23 protein-coding genes are annotated in these 15,821 nt (G+C 38.8%); 14 read left to right on the plus strand and 9 right to left on the minus strand.

Annotation, left to right across the window (positions count from 1 at the left end):
• Positions 1 to 22 precede the first annotated feature (22 nt).
• A complete protein-coding gene (locus ACDX78_RS14615) occupies positions 23 to 796 on the plus strand; it encodes a TIGR01457 family HAD-type hydrolase (RefSeq protein WP_486028893.1) in 774 nt (257 codons plus the stop codon).
• A 262-nt stretch (positions 797 to 1,058) separates the two neighbouring features.
• On the opposite strand, the gene ACDX78_RS14620 is transcribed toward ACDX78_RS14615, so the two are convergent.
• On the minus strand, positions 1,059 to 1,199 hold the full coding sequence (locus tag ACDX78_RS14620; protein WP_486028894.1) for a hypothetical protein: 141 nt from the start codon (positions 1,197 to 1,199) through the stop codon (positions 1,059 to 1,061).
• A gap of 154 nt (positions 1,200 to 1,353) precedes the next feature.
• Positions 1,354 to 1,866, minus strand: a complete 513-nt coding sequence (locus ACDX78_RS14625) for a phosphatidylglycerophosphatase A family protein (RefSeq protein ID WP_486028895.1) — start codon at positions 1,864 to 1,866, stop codon at positions 1,354 to 1,356.
• Positions 1,867 to 1,949: 83 nt separating this feature from the next.
• Here ACDX78_RS14625 and ACDX78_RS14630 point away from each other — a divergent pair, with 83 nt between their 5' ends.
• Positions 1,950 to 2,921 (plus strand): protein kinase family protein, encoded by a 972-nt coding sequence (locus tag ACDX78_RS14630; RefSeq protein ID WP_486028896.1) that lies wholly within the window; start codon positions 1,950 to 1,952, stop codon positions 2,919 to 2,921.
• A gap of 26 nt (positions 2,922 to 2,947) precedes the next feature.
• Positions 2,948 to 3,916 carry a 2-hydroxyacid dehydrogenase gene (locus tag ACDX78_RS14635; protein WP_486028897.1) on the plus strand — a complete coding sequence of 323 codons (969 nt, stop codon included), beginning with the start codon at positions 2,948 to 2,950 and terminating at the stop codon, positions 3,914 to 3,916.
• A 67-nt stretch (positions 3,917 to 3,983) separates the two neighbouring features.
• On the opposite strand, the gene ACDX78_RS14640 is transcribed toward ACDX78_RS14635, so the two are convergent.
• On the minus strand, positions 3,984 to 4,208 hold the full coding sequence (locus ACDX78_RS14640) for a NifU family protein (protein WP_486028898.1): 225 nt from the start codon (positions 4,206 to 4,208) through the stop codon (positions 3,984 to 3,986).
• A gap of 394 nt (positions 4,209 to 4,602) precedes the next feature.
• Between ACDX78_RS14640 and ACDX78_RS14645 the strand changes: the two genes are divergently transcribed.
• The 3 genes from ACDX78_RS14645 (at position 4,603) to ACDX78_RS14655 (ending at position 5,731) form a co-directional block, all read left to right on the plus strand.
• Complete coding sequence (locus ACDX78_RS14645) at positions 4,603 to 4,959, plus strand: HesB/IscA family protein (protein WP_486028899.1); 357 nt, start codon at positions 4,603 to 4,605, stop codon at positions 4,957 to 4,959.
• Between the two features lie 77 nt (positions 4,960 to 5,036).
• Positions 5,037 to 5,159 (plus strand): hypothetical protein, encoded by a 123-nt coding sequence (locus tag ACDX78_RS14650; protein ID WP_486028900.1) that lies wholly within the window; start codon positions 5,037 to 5,039, stop codon positions 5,157 to 5,159.
• A gap of 41 nt (positions 5,160 to 5,200) precedes the next feature.
• On the plus strand, positions 5,201 to 5,731 hold the full coding sequence (locus ACDX78_RS14655; protein WP_486028901.1) for a Crp/Fnr family transcriptional regulator: 531 nt from the start codon (positions 5,201 to 5,203) through the stop codon (positions 5,729 to 5,731).
• Positions 5,732 to 5,747: 16 nt separating this feature from the next.
• On the opposite strand, the gene ACDX78_RS14660 is transcribed toward ACDX78_RS14655, so the two are convergent.
• The gene (locus tag ACDX78_RS14660) at positions 5,748 to 6,014 is read right to left on the minus strand and encodes a hypothetical protein (protein ID WP_486028902.1); all 267 of its coding nucleotides are present in this window, start codon (positions 6,012 to 6,014) and stop codon (positions 5,748 to 5,750) included.
• Positions 6,015 to 6,224: 210 nt separating this feature from the next.
• Here ACDX78_RS14660 and ACDX78_RS14665 point away from each other — a divergent pair, with 210 nt between their 5' ends.
• A complete protein-coding gene (locus ACDX78_RS14665) occupies positions 6,225 to 6,644 on the plus strand; it encodes a GlcG/HbpS family heme-binding protein (RefSeq protein ID WP_486028903.1) in 420 nt (139 codons plus the stop codon).
• A 300-nt stretch (positions 6,645 to 6,944) separates the two neighbouring features.
• Here ACDX78_RS14665 and ACDX78_RS14670 read toward each other — a convergent pair whose 3' ends face one another.
• Positions 6,945 to 7,931, minus strand: a complete 987-nt coding sequence (locus ACDX78_RS14670; RefSeq protein ID WP_486028904.1) for an NAD(P)/FAD-dependent oxidoreductase — start codon at positions 7,929 to 7,931, stop codon at positions 6,945 to 6,947.
• Between the two features lie 361 nt (positions 7,932 to 8,292).
• Between ACDX78_RS14670 and ACDX78_RS14675 the strand changes: the two genes are divergently transcribed.
• The 3 genes from ACDX78_RS14675 to ACDX78_RS14685 all read left to right on the plus strand — a co-directional run bounded on the left by ACDX78_RS14675 (position 8,293) and on the right by ACDX78_RS14685 (position 10,683).
• The gene (locus ACDX78_RS14675) at positions 8,293 to 9,510 is read left to right on the plus strand and encodes an NAD(P)/FAD-dependent oxidoreductase (protein ID WP_486028905.1); all 1,218 of its coding nucleotides are present in this window, start codon (positions 8,293 to 8,295) and stop codon (positions 9,508 to 9,510) included.
• A 108-nt stretch (positions 9,511 to 9,618) separates the two neighbouring features.
• Complete coding sequence (locus tag ACDX78_RS14680; protein ID WP_486028906.1) at positions 9,619 to 9,930, plus strand: YuiB family protein; 312 nt, start codon at positions 9,619 to 9,621, stop codon at positions 9,928 to 9,930.
• 60 nt (positions 9,931 to 9,990) lie between these two features.
• On the plus strand, positions 9,991 to 10,683 hold the full coding sequence (locus ACDX78_RS14685) for a 3D domain-containing protein (RefSeq protein ID WP_486028907.1): 693 nt from the start codon (positions 9,991 to 9,993) through the stop codon (positions 10,681 to 10,683).
• A gap of 56 nt (positions 10,684 to 10,739) precedes the next feature.
• On the opposite strand, the gene ACDX78_RS14690 is transcribed toward ACDX78_RS14685, so the two are convergent.
• The 3 genes from ACDX78_RS14690 to deoD form a co-directional block, all read right to left on the minus strand.
• Positions 10,740 to 11,213, minus strand: coding sequence for a divergent PAP2 family protein (locus ACDX78_RS14690; RefSeq protein ID WP_486028908.1), 474 nt, complete (start codon positions 11,211 to 11,213; stop codon positions 10,740 to 10,742).
• A 138-nt stretch (positions 11,214 to 11,351) separates the two neighbouring features.
• Entirely contained in the window at positions 11,352 to 11,939 is a 588-nt protein-coding gene (locus ACDX78_RS14695) for a biotin transporter BioY (RefSeq protein ID WP_486028909.1), read from the minus strand.
• A gap of 524 nt (positions 11,940 to 12,463) precedes the next feature.
• Positions 12,464 to 13,171 carry a purine-nucleoside phosphorylase gene (deoD, locus tag ACDX78_RS14700; RefSeq protein WP_486028910.1) on the minus strand — a complete coding sequence of 236 codons (708 nt, stop codon included), beginning with the start codon at positions 13,169 to 13,171 and terminating at the stop codon, positions 12,464 to 12,466.
• A 206-nt stretch (positions 13,172 to 13,377) separates the two neighbouring features.
• Between deoD and ACDX78_RS14705 the strand changes: the two genes are divergently transcribed.
• Positions 13,378 to 13,641 carry a phosphocarrier protein HPr gene (locus ACDX78_RS14705; RefSeq protein ID WP_486028911.1) on the plus strand — a complete coding sequence of 88 codons (264 nt, stop codon included), beginning with the start codon at positions 13,378 to 13,380 and terminating at the stop codon, positions 13,639 to 13,641.
• 135 nt (positions 13,642 to 13,776) lie between these two features.
• Positions 13,777 to 13,959 (plus strand): hypothetical protein, encoded by a 183-nt coding sequence (locus ACDX78_RS14710; protein ID WP_486028912.1) that lies wholly within the window; start codon positions 13,777 to 13,779, stop codon positions 13,957 to 13,959.
• Between the two features lie 208 nt (positions 13,960 to 14,167).
• On the opposite strand, the gene kapB is transcribed toward ACDX78_RS14710, so the two are convergent.
• A complete protein-coding gene (kapB, locus tag ACDX78_RS14715) occupies positions 14,168 to 14,560 on the minus strand; it encodes a kinase-associated lipoprotein KapB (protein ID WP_486028913.1) in 393 nt (130 codons plus the stop codon).
• A gap of 202 nt (positions 14,561 to 14,762) precedes the next feature.
• Here kapB and ACDX78_RS14720 point away from each other — a divergent pair, with 202 nt between their 5' ends.
• Together ACDX78_RS14720 and ACDX78_RS14725 are read left to right on the plus strand one after the other, a co-directional pair.
• Positions 14,763 to 14,948, plus strand: a complete 186-nt coding sequence (locus ACDX78_RS14720; protein WP_486028914.1) for a hypothetical protein — start codon at positions 14,763 to 14,765, stop codon at positions 14,946 to 14,948.
• Between the two features lie 89 nt (positions 14,949 to 15,037).
• Entirely contained in the window at positions 15,038 to 15,613 is a 576-nt protein-coding gene (locus tag ACDX78_RS14725) for a superoxide dismutase family protein (RefSeq protein ID WP_486028915.1), read from the plus strand.
• Positions 15,614 to 15,821: the final 208 nt, after the last annotated feature.

Consider the following 15,821-nt stretch of genomic DNA (forward strand, 5'->3'; position numbering starts at 1 on the left):
ACTTTAAGGAGAGAGATTTAATTTGAAAACATATAATGGATATTTAATAGATTTGGATGGAACGATGTACCGGGGCAATGAGCCTATCGAAACAGCGAAAGAATTTGTGAATACACTACATAAAAAAGGGATACCCTTTGTGTTTGTGACTAATAATTCTTCCAGGACGCAGGAGGATATTTCACTAAAATTGAATAACATGGGCGTTCGATCGACTCCCGAACAAGTTGTCACTTCTGCTGTAGCGACAGCAATCTATTTGAGTGGGCTGAAAAAAGGAGCTAGCTGTTATGTTATTGGGGAAGAAGGACTTCATGAGGCATTGGAAAATGAAGGACTTGTAATTACAGAAACAGATGATTGTGATTTTGTAGTTATGGGGATTGACAGGAATGTAACGTATGAAAAATTCGCAAAAGCCTGTCTGGCCATTCGTAAAGGTGCAAAATTCATCGCAACAAACAGCGATAAAGCCATCCCGACGGAAAGAGGGCTTTTGCCGGGGAATGGGTCGCTGGTTTCTGTCGTTTCTGTAAGTACAGGGGCAGCGCCGGTTATTATTGGAAAACCGGAATTAATTATTATGAAAGCGGCTGTAAGCAAGCTTGCTTTAGATAAGGAAGGTATAGCTATGATCGGTGATAATTATGATACGGATATTCGCGCAGGAATCAATGCGGGAATGGATACGATTATGGTGTTCACCGGGGTAACTACGGTGGAGGAGCTACCTGGCCTGGAAGTAAAGCCAACATATAAAATTGAGAGTTTGCGGGAGTGGATGGCGTTGATTTAAAACGAAGGGCTTGCATCCAAAGGATAAGGGAAACTGAGAAAGCAAATTAAGCTTTAAATAGATATCCCTTTATCAGCGTATGTCATCCATTTAATCTTTTTTTAGCACCAAACTAAGTGTATATAGTGAAATTCCTAAAGTAATAAGTGAAATAATTAAGGCAATCCATACCATAATATTACCTCATTTCTTGCTTATTTTGCATATTCATTATATAATAAGCGTAGAATATGGTGGAGAGGAAATTAATCCTCTCCAAGCCTTAGTCTTTGGACTTTCTTCTGTCAGCATCAGAATGAAAGTCCTTTTCCTGTTTACGCTTTGATGAAAGGACAACCGTTAAATTAATAACGGCTATAGCCAAGTTTACCGCAGTCGTAATCAGGGCTAAAACCTCTACCACATCTACTCACCCCCTTTCTTATCGGGGGATAATTCTATTATATCATAAAATTTTTCAACAAGTATGAAAAATTACCGCTTCAATAAAAAAGACATGCTCTCAAAATTTAGGAGCATATCTTTTTCCTATTACCCCTTCTTATCTAGCCTGCAGACTAATCATCCAACAATGCATCATCCGCAGTCGCATGAGCTAGCCTGCTTGAAGCTGCTGCTGCAATGGCTCCGACAATATCATCCAGGAACGTGTGCACTTCACCGGTTGATTTATCATTTAACCGTTCCAGAATTCCAGGTTTCTGTTTATCAATATAGCCATAATTGGTCATCCCAATAGAACCGTATACATTTACAATGGATAATGCGATTACTTCATCGATGCCATACAGACTTTCATCCGTATCGATCGTTTTCTGCAATGGCTGATCCAGTTTTTTCTGCTCTGCCAGCACATCCAGCTGGATGCCTGTAAGAATGGCATTTTGCACTTCTCTTTTAGTAAGGACACGTTCCACATTATATCTGCAGTCTTCCATTTTTAAGTCATCATGGTATTTGGATTGCAGGTAATAAACGAGCTCCGCAATATCATTCATGCTTACTCCGCGGTCCGTTAACCATTTTCTTGCTTTTTGTTCCAATTCATTTTGTTTTGTGTTTTCCTCCATATACTCATCTCCTTAAAATATTTAGTTAAAATATACATAATTACTCATATATTTAGTAATGTGATAAAAAGGGGGAATCCATTTTGCCTTTTCAACATATGCTTTTGACCCATTATGAGATTCAGACAGAGGATAAGCGGCAGATTTATGGAAAAGAGGGATACAAACAATCAGAATATATTTATTTTATCATCCCGGCAGATAATAGGGAAATGATATACATGGAACAGGCCGCATTAGCCTACTATCTAACAGAAAATCAATTTGACCAGACGACAGTTCCCATTCAAAATATCCATGGAGACTGGTTTACCACCCATCAGGAAAGAAATTATATGGTCATCCGGGCTAATCAGTATTCCCGAGATTCCGAAGCTTCAGCGGGTGAAACACTTGCTTATTTTCATGAAACAGGCAGCAAGTATCAGTATCAGCCACAATATGTTTCCAGCTATGGACAATGGAAACAATTGTGGATTAGCAAATTAACACAATTTGAACATAGGGCGGAAGAAGAAGCCACAGAAAACCCAACGCCATTAAACTTGCTGATTATGGATAGTCTACCATATATTATCGGTGTAAGCGAAAATGCCATTCAGTTTCTCCAGGAAAGTGAAAAGGATTATCGGTTCCATGAATCAGACGAAGGAACAATCGCTTTCAGCAGATATGTTAACCAGCTGCATCAGCCATTTATCTGGACACATGACCTTGTGTATGATCATCCGGTGAGAGATTTGGCTGAATGGATACGTTACAGCATAACACATAATGTAAGCAAAGAAAAAATATATCAATTTTTGCAAGACTATCAGTCTGTCCGTTCGCTGTCTGTATTCAGCTGGCGTTTGTTATATGCCAGACTGCTTTTTCCCATTCATTTCTTTGATGCCGTTTATGCTCCTGCAATAGCAGATAATGAAAAAAGATATACACATTTTAACCATCTTATTGAACATCAGGATAAATATGAAAAAACACTGCGGACCTTTTTCAATGATGCAGGGCTAGAGAATGAAGCATTAAACATACCTGTGGTACACTGGCTGTAAAAGCATATTTGAATGGAGGCCGGGTTATGGGAAAACCACGTATTTATATTACGAGAAAAATTCCGGATCACTTATTGGGACCATATAAGGAGCAGTTTGATTTTCATCTTTGGGAAAAAGAAGAGGAGGCTGTTCCAAGAGAAATTTTGAAAAAAGAAGCCAGCCAGGCGGAAGGTTTGTTATGCGTATTAACGGATAAAATTGATGAAGATTTGCTTCAGGGTGCACCGAATTTAAAAATGGCAGCCAATATGGCGGTGGGCTATGATAACATTGATATTCCCGCAGCAAAGAAATATGGAGTTACGGTTACAAATACCCCGGATGTGCTTACTGAGACAACGGCTGATATGGGACTTGCTTTATTGATGACAACAGCGAGAAGAATGATTGAGGCAAACCAGAATATCAAAAAGGATCAATGGAAAAATTGGTCACCCTATTTACTCGCCGGGACAGATGTTCATCATAAAACAATGGGCATCGCGGGAATGGGAAGGATCGGGCAAGCGATTGCCAGACGCGCAAAAGGCTTTGGCATGTCTGTTATGTATTATAACCGGTCACGAAAGCCTGATGCTGAGCAGGAGTTGGGGGCGGAATATGCAGCATTCGATACGCTGCTCAAAGAAGCGGATTTTGTCATTTCCGTATTACCGATGACAGACGAAACAAAAAAGATGTTTAATGCAGCAGCATTTCAAAAAATGAAAAGCTCCGCTATTTTCGTCAATATTTCCCGTGGCGGGGTAGTGAATGAAACAGAGCTGGCAGAAGCAATTAAAGATAAGCAAATAAGAGGTGCTGGACTTGATGTATTTGAAAATGAGCCAATATCAGCGGATCATCCTTTTATGCAGCACGAAGAAATCGTCTGTATGCCACATATTGGCTCCGCAACGGAGGAAACAAGATCAGCCATGCTGAAGCTTTGTCTGGAAAATATCGATGGATTTTTTTCCGGGAACGGTGCAAAGACACCGGTAAAGGATTAAAGGTCGAAATGAAATGAGGCTGACGTAAGCTATTCTTACAGTCAGCCTCACTATATATTATATGTTATTAGAATACCTGTTCAATTTCAGAAACTCCCGGAACTTCAGTCATCAAGGCTCGTTCAATTCCGGCTTTTAATGTAATGGTTGAACTTGGGCAGTTCCCGCAAGCCCCCATCAGACGAAGAAGCACAATGCCGTCTTCATCAACATCGACTAGTTCCACATCTCCACCATCACGAAGTAAGAATGGGCGCAGCTTGTTTAATACTTCTTGTACTTGCTCTTGCATCATCCATCTTCTCCTTTCTTATGTCTTATTATAAAACGAATGCTAATAAAAATCCATCCATTTAAGCACTTTTTCTAATTCAATTACATTTATTTTAACTTTTCATAAAGGTTTTGTAAAATAATTGAAACCAATATTTTAAAAGTGGGTCCTTTTATAGAAGAGGTATGGAAAAATTTTCACGGAAATGAATAAACTGGGTAATAATTATATTTAGAGCCTAGCGTTTTCAAAGTTTATATGACCATGCAGCTGACACACGTATGAGGTTGCGGCGTTTTTTTCTGACTTAAAATTCAATGGCTTGAATGAATAGGATGATATTAGTATACTAATAGTATTAATATACTTATTCTGAACAGCTAAATAAACTATAAATAGGAGGGATCTTGTCATGACCATTACTATTACGGATGATGCAAGCAAGCAAATCCAGGAAATGATGAAGGATGAATCTGAAGGCGCTCGCCTGCGCTTTGGTATTGAAGGTGGCGGCTGCAGTGGGTTATCTTATAAATTAGGTTTTGAGTATGAATTTAACAATGAGCTGGAAACTTTGGATGAGATCAATGACATCCCTATCGTATTAACCAACCAGGATATACCCATTATTGAAGGTACAAAAATAGATTTCAAACAAAACATGATGGGTGGCGGGTTTAGTATAGACAACCCGAATGCCATCGTATCCTGCGGGTGTGGATCTTCATTCCGGACAAAGGATAAAGTGGGTGCGCCAGGAGATTGTTAAGGATGTAAAGCTGGAGCGGAAAAAAACGTTCCAGCTTTTCTTATATATTTTTGTAGAGTTCATACAGGAGGAAACACATGAGTGAAATTTCCGATCGCCATAAACAATTAATAGACAGCAAAGAATTATGTGTAGCGAAAGTTCCATTTTTTTATCAATTGGATACAGAGGAAATGCTTGAAATTGTTGCAGACATTTAAATTTTAAAAAGGGAGAAATCATCTTTAGTGATGGTTATCCTTTGGAATATCTCTATATTGTTCATCTGGGGAGAGTGAAAAATTACCAGCTGTTTGAGTCAGGTAAAGAGCAGCTCTTTCTTCGTATTGTGGAACCTGGTGAATCTATGGGAGAACTTCTCTTGTATACAGAAAAGACCTATGCAGAGGCGATGGAGAAGACGCAAATCTGTGCAATTTACCGGGATGATATGCAGGGGTTGATGCGAACCCATAACTCTATTGCCGTGAAAATTCTGGAGCAGTTCAGCAACCGGCTGGATGATACAGAAAGGCTTGTCGGTCAGCTCAGTTCCAAGGATGTAGAAATGAGAACAATTAGCCATTTATTAAGGCTTGCGGGTGAAAAAGAATCTCCAGAAATTGTCCTTGCGATGAGAAAAAAAGATCTTGCCTCATATCTGGGTACCGCCCAGGAAACGATCAGCAGAAGGCCTTCCAATTTCCAGACAAATGGCTGGATTGAGCTAAAAGGCCATTGGAATATAAAAATATTGGATAGGGAATCAATTTCCGAATTAGCTACGGGTTAACCGAACTGGCGGTTCACTATTTCAAAAGCTTGCGGATGCGTATGAGTGGATTTGTCGATAAGAAGGATGTTCTTCCTTTTCCTTGGCAAATCCATTCCTTTTCTATTGTTAGTTCTTCCCGCTTTTCCAGCATTCGATAGTTTTTGTGAATGTAGGGCAAGTGGTACATATCCCCATCATAACTGCCTTTATCATGTTGTTTAAGTCCATACAACACCACCCACATACTTCGCCAAATAATACCTTTTAGTATTCTCTTAGAACCGCATGTTTTGTCATACATAATCTTCCTTTCTTAATAAAGTTTGATAATTTTTCATAATTGACTGCATACAATGGAAGTATCGGCAAAGCTTCTTATGAACTTTGCTATGTTCTATCACATGCACAGAAAGGAATTGTTGGCAACGGTGTTTAGAACTAAATTATCGATTGTCATAGCAGGAAGCAAAGTGCGCTTCTGCCAAGCTTTCTGAAAAGGAGGAATCATATGATGGGAAAAATGAAACTTAAATTAGCGAAACGACTTATTAAAGGTGCTGAGCAAGAAGCAAAAAACATTGGTGTTTCCATGGTCATATCCGTCGTAGATGAAGGAGGAAATCTAATCGCAATACATCGTATGGATGATGCATGGCTGGCCAGCATTGATATCGCCCATAATAAAGCCTGGACTTCAGTTGCATTAAAAATGCCAACGGAAGAATTAGCAGAAGCTACTGTTCCTCATGCTGAATTATATGGGTTAAACACAACGAATAATGGGAGAATAGTTATCTTCGGAGGAGGCATTCCGCTGGAAATGAACGATCAGGTTATAGGCGGAGTTGGGGTTAGTGGAAGTACTGTAGATAATGATATTCAAGTAGCACAGGCGGCAGTAGATGTTTTTGAACAATTAAAATCAAATTAAGAACTGTAATTGGCTGATTAAAGATGTATTTTGGACACATATTACTATTCGAAAACTTGACCGTACGAATTTTAGTGAAAACTGAACTTGCTAATAGAAAATAGTCCCCTTTTATAGGCAATTCCATTACTAGAGAACCTCGGATGATGAATTTTATTGTAATAGGTATATGATACAAAAAATGAGGCAGAACTTGATTTGCGCTGCCTCTCTAAAAAGATTGGGACAAGGAACCTGGGACTGTGCTAAATACTCGTCTCATCGTAAAGAGTTGTCTCTGCATCTCCTGTTCTCGTGCCCCTAAAACATTGCGGTTGAATGCTTCGGCTGTAGTCTTGCTTTTGGATCAATATACTGTTTGGCATTATTAATGGCTGTTGGACCTTCGCCAAAGCCGGTGGCGATTAGTTTTACCTTGCCTTCGAATGTAGAAATATCGCCGGCTGCGTAAATGCCCGGGATGTTTGTTTCCATTTTCGTATTAACTACGATGCTGTTCTTCTCAATCTCCAGGCCCCAGTCCTTAATTGGTCCCAGTTTAGAGACAAATCCATAGTTACATAGAACGGAATCCACATCCAACTCTATTTTTTTATCTCCTTTAACCTCTTCCAGAATGATTTGGTCAATTTTATCACTGGCGACTATATCTATTGGTGCATAGGGTGTTAACACATCCACCGAGGAATGCATCAGTTTTTCCACACTATGCTCATGTGCCCGGAATTTATCCCTGCGGTGAACAAGGGTTACTTGTTTAGCGATAGGCTCAAGCATTAGCGCCCAGTCGACAGCAGAGTCACCTCCGCCCAAGAGGACAATATTCTGGTCCTTATAGCGATTCATATCATTTACATGGTAATGAAGATTAATGCCTTCAAATTGATCACATCCGTCAATGCCAAGCCGGCGCGGCTGAAATGCTCCGTTTCCTGCTGTTATAATGATTGTCTTGGTGAAATGGGTCTCATCTGTATTTGAAGTCAATTTAAATGTACCATCTTCCAGCCGTTCCACTTTTTCAATGGCCTGACCAAGCACAATTGTCGAATCAAACATATTAGCCTGTTCCTCCAGATTATCAACCAAATCCTGTGCTCGCACTTTCGGAAATCCTGCAACATCATATATATCTTTCTCCGGATACAGGGCGGTTAATTGCCCGCCGGTATGCGGTAAGCTTTCAATAATCTTCACACTTGCTTGGCGCATTCCTCCGTAAAAGGCTGTAAATAAGCCTGCCGGACCCGCGCCAATAATGGTGACGTCATATATTTTTTCGTCCATGGAATTACCCCCGTCAATCTGAGTGTTAAAAGACAACCTCTTTTATCGTACCACATTAAGTCGATAAATGAATAATAATGCAATTCGCGAGTAATATTCAAGTTTTGGAATTAGGGGTTGAAAAATCACCTTGAAAAAGCTATGATGGTTTTTGGGTATGTTACAATAAGATAACAAAAACATAATCTTTTTATTACAATTTCAGGGAATGCGAAAAGTTCTCGTTCCACTGAAAAGAATTGGGTCTGCAATAAATGCTCACCCACTAAAAGATACTCAAAATATACTAATGCATAACTACGCGAGAGCTGTTGGATATAACTAAATCCAATTAATTAACTAAAACGAAAGTGGTGCCATCATGAATAAGCCAAATATTGTCATTTTGGGTGCTGGCTATGGCGGTATAATGACAACTGTAAAACTACAAAAAACCTTAAATATAAATGATGCGAATATAACGCTTGTTAATATGAATGATTATCACTACCAGACAACATGGCTGCATGAAAATGCTGCAGGAACCTTGCATCATGACCAGACGAGAATTCCCATCCGGAATATTATTAATTTGAGTAAAATAAATTTTGTCCTGGACAAAGTCATATCGATAAAACCGGATGAGAAGAAAGTAAAACTTGAATCTACTGAACTAGCATATGATATTCTGGTTGTCGGCTTGGGATTTGAAGCTGCCACTTTTGGTATTCCTGGGTTAAAAGAACATGCATTTACGATTGATAATATAAACAGCGCAAGACTGATCAGAGAGCATTTGAATTATAATTTTGCCATGTTTCATAATGAAAATAAAGCAAATCAGGCTCGTCTGAATATTGTCGTTGGCGGGGGCGGTTTCACAGGTGTGGAATTTTTAGGTGAGCTGGCTAACCGTATTCCTGAAATGTGCGAGGAATATGATATAGATAAAAATTTGGTGCGGATTATAAATATTGAAGCAGCGCATTCTATTTTACCTGATTTTGACCCATTTCTCGCCGAGTATGCGATGAATTCATTGGAAGCACGAGGGGTAGAATTCATCACTGGTGCGAAATTAATAGCATGTAAATCAGCAAGCATTGTTTATGAACGGGACGGAAACGAATTCGAGCTGCCAACCATGACTGCTATCTGGACTGCCGGAGTTCGTGCCAATTCCATTGTGGAAGAATCCGGCATGGAAACAAACCGCGGAAAAGTTGAAGTACGTCATGACTTGCGCACACCTGAATATGATGATGTGTTTGTGATTGGGGATTGTGCTTTAATTAAAAATGTAAAAAGTGGAAAACCATATCCTCCTACTGCACAAATGGCGATTCAGCAGGCCGCAACAGCAGCAGATAATGTAAAAGCAATTGTACATGATGAAGATTTGGAAGCATTCACACCGAAAAATGCCGGCACGGTTGCTTCTTTAGGGAATAATGACGCCATTGGTGTTTTCCAAAATAATCAAAAACTGCTTGGCTGGAAAGCAACATTTATGAAAAAGATGATTGACAATCGATATTTATTCAAGCTGGGTGGGGTAAACCTCCTCATGAAAAACGGTAAGTTCAATATTTTTTATTGAGATTTTGCTTTATCGAGAAAAAATAGGCAGAGGCAAGAACTTGTCTTTGCTTTTTTCTTTTTTTCAATTTAAAATGAAAGCTGTATGTAGTGGAGAGGAGTTTCATCATTGATCCAATTATTTGTATCTGTTTTACTTTATTTTGTTATTTTCTTTGGTATTGCATTTATTTTAAATATGCTTTTAAGAACCACTTGGCTTATGGCTTTTTTATATCCGGTCGTTGTGCTGCTGATTATAGATGATTTGCCTGTATCGGTATATTTTACCAGTCCAATTTCTTCTGCACAGACAGCTTTTTCCAGAATCGCTGAAATTACAGCAATCGATTGGATCATTCTAGCTTCAGGTTTAGTTGGTGCAATTGTATCCGGAATTGTTATTAAACTACTACGGAGAAGCGGTTATCGCATGTTTTAACTAGTTTTATGAATAAAATTCTCTTATAAAGGGTATGATGACATCCAGTGAGGTGTTTACATGAAATTAAGGAATTTTATTCAAAGAACAACGATGGTGATGTTAATTTCAGCTGCTCTTTTTGTAACATTATCATCTATTTCCAACGTGCCAATTACACATATCAAAGCGTGGGCACAAGGGAATTCACTTGGGACGCTTGCCCTGTCCGATGAACAGGAAACGCGTAGACATATAGCATTAGAGGAAAAAAGACTAAATCATATGGAAGAAGATAAAAAATTAATTTCCAGTGAAGATATTGAAGGCCCGCAAACACTGGAGGAAGCAATTGCAATGGAGGAGTATCCAAGTGCAAATGTTATTGCCACTGGATATACCGCTGGAGTGGAATCAACCGGGAAAACATCGGACCATCCACTATATGGCATTACTTTTTCCGGTGTACAAGTTACCAGAGACTTGTATTCTACTATAGCAGCTGATTTGGATATTTATCCTATAGGTACGGTAATGTATATTCCCGATTATGGTTATGGCGTGGTTGCTGATAAAGGCAGTGCCATTACAGGGGAAAAAATTGATTTGTATTATGAAACCGTAGAGGATGTATTTTCCGAATGGGGTAAAAGAGAACTTGACGTTTATATCGTGGAAATGGGCGATGGAAGTTTAACAGACGATGATTTACTTACATTAAATGAGGATGAATCCATGCAAGTATTCAGACAGCAGATGTTTGAAGAATATTAATGATATGATGAAAAATCCCGGTGATTGCTCTTAAAGACAATCCCGGGGTTTTTTGTTTAATATAAAGGATACAATAAGAAGGCAATGGCAATGCCCGTCAAGCCGCCGAAGAATACTTCAATCGGCTGATGGCCGAGCAGTTCTTTCAAATCCTCCCTGATTTCTTTTTCTTCTTTTTTATTCCAGTCTTTTGATGTTTCTACAAGCATTTGAAAATCCTTCTGCAGTTGGTTTAGGACAATCGCCTGCTCCCCTGCTTGTCTCCTCACACCAGAGGCATCAAACATAATAATAATGGCAAAAACGACAGATATACCAAACATGGTGGAGGTGACACCTTCCATAATACCAACTGCTGTGGAAAGCGCTGCTACAGCTGCTGAGTGACTGCTGGGCATGCCGCCGGTACTAAAGGCCAATTCAGGCTTGAATTCTTTTGTAACGGCCAATCGTAACGGAATTTTGATTACCTGGGCAAATACGATAGCTGATAGTGCAGCCCATAGTGGGTAATTGAGGAAAATCTCCATAGTGTGCACACCCTTCCTGCTGAGTATTATTTTAAGGTTATTTTACCATAATTGAGCGGGAAAAGCATGCCCGTGCGGTATTACGAAAAATATTCAAAATAAGGTGTGTGTGAGTCCTGCTTCGGTACTTTATACAAATCAAGCCCGGGATAAGCTTGCTGAAATTCGCTTGGCTGCACCTACCATAAACATAGCAGCGAGACTGGCCAGTGCTGCATCTTTTATAAGGAATGGAGTCATACTTGCCCATGCCAATCCATAGGTAATCGGCAATTCCAGCCACAGATTCATGGCAAAATACATATAGGTTACACCGATACCATAGTTGATAATCAGTCCAATTGCTGAGGCTCCTAAATAAAAGGAAAAATTCTCCCTTTTATTTTTCTCCGCAATCCAGCCAGTAATAAAAGCACTAAAGACAAATGATATGATAAAGCCTCCAGTAGGCATGGCAAATGCCATAGGACCACCTATCAGCCCAGAGAAAACTGGTACCCCTGCAAAACCAACTAGTATGTATGTAATCATCGAAATGGTACCCAGTCTTCTTCCGAGCATCAATCCTGCTAAAATAGCAAAGAAGGTCTGTAGTGATAGCGGCACACTCGCCCCGCCAATTGGCACAGCCAAAAACGGAAACCAAACGGTAATATTTGCCCCAATGGCCATCAAACAAACAAATACTGCCCCATAGGTTAAATCAATTGCACGTAATTTTCTCATCTCCATTTTCTCCCCTTTGTGATGATAATATAGGGAAGTCAGGCGGTTGTCAACCTAAATTTAATTAGGTTGACAACGAGGGGTTGAAATGAAGAGACAAAAACAAGTAGGGTACAAAATATTCCCGGACAGTGCGTGTGGTTCATTCGTCACATTCTCGGATTCGTCTATGGTACATTAAAATCCCAAAACGAGAATGATGTATCGTAAATTTAGTTAATGGTAGTATGAAAGTCTTAAAAGTTGGAAATGATGTATCATTAAATTTGTTAATGGTACATGAAAGTCTTAAAAGTTGGAAATGATGTATCGTAAATTTAGTTAATGGTACATGAAAAGCTTAAAAATCGAAAATGATGTATCAAAAAACTGTTTACAGCAAACTTCGCTATTATTTTTTAATAGCCTGGAAGGTAGATATAGCATCTGAACCTAACTTAGCTATCACGGTAACCAAGTTAACATATATTGATTTTTATAAATAAAAAAGGTGAGGCTATGATCTGATTAGCCTCACATGAAAGTTATTTCACAGCAGCTTCCAACGCAATTTCCATCATTTCGTTAAATGTCGTCTGTCTTTCTTCCGCGGTTGTTTCTTCTCCGGTTAAAATATGATCGGAAACGGTGAGAATGGACAAAGCTTGGCGATCAAATTTCTGAGCGAGTGTATAAAGTGCTGTGGTTTCCATTTCCACTGCCAAAACATTATATTTAGCCAATAATTCATTTACCTCTTTCGCATTATCACGATAAAACGTATCGCTGGTGAAAACATTACCCACTCTAAGATTAAGCCCTTTTTCCGTACCTGCGTCATGAGCAGATTTCAATAAATCAAAATCTGCCAATGGAGCATAATCAATGTTACCGAAAATCAGCCGGTTCATTTGTGAATCAGTTGTAGAACCCTGAGCTAGGATGACATCGCGAACACGCACATCCTTCTGAATTGCACCACAGGTTCCTACACGAATTAGTTTTTTTACATCATAGCTTTGGATTAATTCATTTACATAAATGGAAATCGATGGAACTCCCATTCCCGTCCCTTGAACAGACACACGTTCTCCTTTATATGTTCCCGTATACCCAAGCATGCCGCGTACATTGTTGTATTGAGACACGCCTTCTAAAAAGTTTTCCGCAATGAATTTTGCCCGCAGCGGGTCACCAGGGAGTAATATTTTATCCGCAATTTCTCCTTCTTTTGCACCAATATGTACACTCACAATTTATTCCTCCTTTTTAAAATTAAGTTATCATAAGGCGTGGCCAAAAACAAACGATTACATAGAGTGGTCATGGAATGGAGGAAATCAACTCTTATTATTTTAAAAATAGGGGATTATTGTATATAATAGGTATAGTTCAGTTATTCACTAATTCTATTACAAAGTTGAAATAAGGTTAAAATATGGAAAAGGATGCGATTTCAATGAAAGAACAAACGTACCAAATTACTGCAGACACTGGCGTACATGCACGTCCTGCAACATTGCTTGTAAATAAAGCAGGTCAATATGAAGCCGAAATAGAGTTAATATATAATGAAAAGACCGTAAATCTTAAATCCATCATGGGTGTTATGTCTCTTGGAATTCCTAAAGGGGCTGAAGTGAAAATAACAGCAAACGGCGGAGATGAAGAGGAAGCAATGACAGGGATAGATAGCGTTATTAAAGAACACCTCGGTGAATAAGCAAATTGCTTAAAGAAGTATGGAAATGAATGAAGATTTCTTATACTTCTTTTTTTGTATGCGGTAAGTCAAATGAAGGTTAATTAAACTGTTCGATATTTTCAACTTAAATAATTTGCAGAAGGTCGTGATAGGTTGAGAACGAAAGAAGAAGTAATTAGGTTAATAAAAGATATGCCAAATAATGTAACTACGGAAGATATCATCAAAGAACTTTATGCGAAATTAAAACTGGATAGGGAATTACAAAAAATGCAGGATGAAGGAACCCATGCTAATAATGGGGGAGCCGGCAAAGTGGGTAAGTGGCTGCATTAGTAGCAAGTGGGAGACTGTTTAGAAAATTTTTATGAGAAAGATTATAAATATAGGGGGAGCTTCTAGGGACCTTCAAGATTGGCTCAGTATAAAAATAGTTTATATATAAATCATTGTCGATCGCGACTCTGTTATTAGCTCTCTTGTTTATGCTGAAAATACAAAATTCACTCATGAAATATTATTTCATAAGCGAATTCGAATAGGATTAATAGTATTTTTTCTTATAAATATTTTCTTCCAGTCCTTCTAGCTTTTGAAGTGCTGCCTGATTAAATTCCGATTCCTTTGCCTCCAGCTTTTCTCTATATACCTGTACAGCCTGTTTCAAGGATGTACCGTATTCCGGAATCACCTCGTCAAAAGGATGTACTGCCGGTTTTTTGACATTCATTTTTTCATGATGGGCCAGTGCTTTTCTTTCATGGAAAAATACCCCTTTCACTTCACCGGGGTTATGAATATCACCCTGCATCGGATGTTTATAAACAGCTAGGACTTCGATCAAATAGCGTTCCCCTCTATCTTCTTTTACCTCACCTATATATGTGCCTGAATTATAATGTGCGCGTACGATTTCGCCAATACTTACCTCTGCCATAATAGCAACCTCCTTATCCTAATTGTGCCAAAAATACAGCAGATTAGCGAATAAAATACAACAGTAAACAAAAATGATTACTCCATTTATTGTGCCAGGGTCCCTAATTTAAAAAAATGTAACAGATTAGTGAACTTATCTTCATTGGTTTAGAATAATTACAATCTCTGATATAATATCCAATGAAGGATGTGAACGTAATATGATGCCTTTTCTCTATTTCCCTGAAGATAAATCAGAATATATTCCAGCGGTTATTGCGCTAATCGTCTTTATAATTTTAGCAGGGATAGCAATGTATCTTATATATAAAAAATCCAAAAAAGATGAAGAGAAATTTAATGAAAAGTATAGCCAGCGCATCAGTGAAGCTGAAGATCGACACTAACAAAACCTCTTAAATAAAGAGGTTTTGTTGATTAGCATTTCTTTATTTGTAAATACTAACAGGAAAAGTTATGAAAAGGAGAAAGAATTATGCGTTTTGTATTTTTCCTTATTGTTCTTTTCCTGGCTTCCTGCCAGACGGGTGACCTATCCTCAAGAACGGTTGAAATGTATAATACATCTGGTGATATGGTCGGTACTGCCAATTTATCGGAGCAGGAAGACGGGGTTCAAATAGAACTTGAACTGGAAGGATTGGAGCCGGGATTTCATGGAATACATGTACATGAAAACCCAACCTGTGAGTCGCCAGACTTTACAAGTGCCGGGAATCATTTGAATCCGGAAGGGAATGAGCATGGATTAATGCATCCGGATGGGCCCCACCTTGGTGATTTGCCAAATATTGAAGCAGATGACGAAGGACTTGTAGAGGCTGAATTAAAGCTTGCCGAAGCAACGATGCTGGATGGAAAGAACTCCATTTTATCCGAAGAGGGAAGCTCTTTGGTTATCCACGCTGGCCAGGATGATGGTGTCAGCCAGCCTGGCGGTAATGCAGGCGAGCGGATTATCTGTGGTGAAATTTTGACTGATCCTGATGCAGAGGAGGCCGATGATACGCCGACAGACCCGACACAGTTTAATGAGGATCAGGAAGAATAAAGAATACTTTGCATTTTTCGATAAATGTGACTGTGGATGAATTCCATCATAATGCAAGGTAAAAACTTAAATACAGATTACCACTAGCGTTGCATAAATATTGATTTAATTTTCTGTTTTTATCACTTTCTGGATTAGAGCCAAAAAAGTAAATACCCAATCAAAGGTGGCTCCATCCATTTGGGATTTATTTACAATTAGACTAAAG

It is taken from the genome of Virgibacillus oceani, assembly GCF_041521345.1.
In the GTDB taxonomy this organism is placed as follows: domain Bacteria; phylum Bacillota; class Bacilli; order Bacillales; family Amphibacillaceae; genus Virgibacillus_N; species Virgibacillus_N oceani_A.